A 1,082-nucleotide genomic window follows, 5' to 3' on the forward strand; every position below is an offset into this window, starting at 1 on the left:
CTGCCTGCGAGGCAAGCGATGTGATGGCGCCATTCTGTGATGCATCGCCTTCCAGATAGCGTGCCATCTCATCCGACACCGGCGCTATAGGCACATAGACGGTATCGCCAGCCTTTACCTGATCAAAACCATTCTTGAAGAAGCGATCCTGATTAAGACGGCGCAATCCTTCGACACTCAGATTATAGCGCTTGGCAACACTATCAAGCGTATCGCCGGACACAAGCACATAGCCGCGCGTCATCACCGGCGTGCTATAGCCATCAAGCGAAGCGCTTGCACCATAAGCCCCCTGCCCGAACAGGCTGTTATCGGCGGCATAGCGTTCACTTCCAGAGTTTCTTGGTGCAGCCTGCACTGGCATGGCCACCATCAGAAAGGACGAGCATAGGTAGAAGACAATCATCAACCACGACACGGCCTTTGATACAAAGACGCTCAAAAAGTTACTGCGCATAGACATGATATTCCCGCTATTTCTGTATGGATAAATCAAAATGGTTCTTTTGAGGGAGCGGATTGCGGGGTCGTGCAATCCGCTCCCGATGGGTGTGCAAACAGGGTCATGCTTGCAACCCAAAGGCTTCGTTCACGGGGTAGGTGTCAGAAGCCTCAGCGGGATCGGATAAACCAGATCCCCCGCACCATCCGATCCTGGGGTCAGGAACCGGATGTATCTCCACACAGATGAGCGGAATTTTGAAAAAGCCATACTAAGGGCATAGGATTTTTGCCCCACGGCACCGCTTGGCGGTAAACGCATTTTATTCAACGTTTTTTTGTAATGGCTCTGGCGATTTAAAAAACTGCATGGATGGATACGATACTGATGAGCCCAAACATCAAAACAGAATGACCTGCCAACAGAAGACACATTGAATCGCTGTTCTGACTGTCGCAGCTTAACAAGACGAGAGCAAAAACCAGACACGGCGACAGATAAGAGGAGACCCCCTGCTCTTTGAGCAGCTGCCTTAAAGAAGCGATTTAAATTTTTTGAAAGTTTTACGGAGCAAGGCTCAACGAAAAAACTTAAGTATTTGTTTTTACTTAATTTATTGGGGGGGGGGGGGGGGGGGGGG

General features: G+C 50.1%; 2 protein-coding genes. Both read right to left on the reverse strand.

What is annotated here, in order from left to right; genetic code table 11:
• Positions 1-457: LysM peptidoglycan-binding domain-containing protein (locus tag ACYSNS_RS14525; RefSeq protein WP_461723894.1), on the reverse strand; the 457-nt coding region annotated here is incomplete at its 3' end.
• Positions 458-589: 132 nt separating this feature from the next.
• Positions 590-1,082, reverse strand: a 493-nt coding sequence (locus ACYSNS_RS14530) for a hypothetical protein (protein WP_461723895.1), incomplete at its 5' end; no start/stop codon positions are given.

It is taken from the genome of Bartonella sp. LJL80 (assembly GCF_054871565.1).